We start from the raw sequence: 998 nt of genomic DNA on the forward strand, positions 1-998 counted from the left end.
ACGAAAGAACGCCTGTTTCACTTGTCCAAAACCGGCCACAGCAGCAACCAGCATTGCCAGCATCACCGCCATGCTGATAATGCGATGCCGCAGACAAACCGCCAGCATTTTTTTGTAGCCGCGGTATACCGGATGAGAGAAAACATCGTCCTGCTCATCACCATTGCCAATGTCCTTCGCGGAGTATAAACGGTCGGCTAAAAACGGAATGAGGGTCAGAGCTGTTACCCAGCTCAATAGTAAAGAAATGAGCAGCACCCAGAATAAGCTTCCGGCAAACTCACCGGTAGCGTCTGATGACAAACCAATTGGGGCGAAGGCAATAATACCAATAATGGTTGCACCCAGTAGCGGCCACTGATTTTGCTTCACCACACTAACAGCGGCTTCTACTTTACTCATGCCCCGCCGCATACCAACCATAATGCCATCGGCAATGACAATGGCGTTGTCCACCAGCATACCCAGAGCAATAATGAGCGCTCCCAGCGATACCCGTTGCAGGTTAATGTCGCCCAGTCGCATGAAAATAAAGGTGCCAAGAACCGTTAACAATAATACGGTGCCAATAAGTAAACCACTGCGAAAACCCATGGTCAGCAGCAACGCAATAATGACAATAGCAACGGCTTCAACCAGGTTCAGCAGAAAGTCATTTACCGAGTTTTCGACCTGATGCGGTTGATCATAAATACGGTCTACCGACATTCCTATTGGTTTGGCATAGTCCAGTTCATCCAGCCGTTTCTGGATACGCTCACCAACTTCAACCACGTTGACGTTGTCCGCAAAAGACAGCGCCAGCCAAAGCGACGCCTGCCCGTTATAACGAACCACATGATCCGGAATCTCTTTGGTCTCACGATAGATGTTCGCTACATCATGCAAGTAGATGCGCTGCTCCGCCCCCGGGTTACTGATAACCAGCTTTTCCATATCTTCAACGTCGGCAAATTCCCCACTGGTGGCAATGCGCAAAGCTTCCTGGTCAACGGTGA

At 49.8% G+C, this 998-nt stretch carries 1 protein-coding gene; it reads right to left on the reverse strand.

Going from position 1 to position 998, the window contains the following annotated elements; genetic code table 11:
* The coding region (locus B3180_RS04535) for an efflux RND transporter permease subunit (RefSeq protein ID WP_286843286.1) at window positions 1-998 on the reverse strand (998 nt) is incomplete at both ends.

The organism is Idiomarina sp. UBA4206, from assembly GCF_002383015.1.
GTDB classification, from domain to species: domain Bacteria; phylum Pseudomonadota; class Gammaproteobacteria; order Enterobacterales; family Alteromonadaceae; genus Idiomarina; species Idiomarina abyssalis.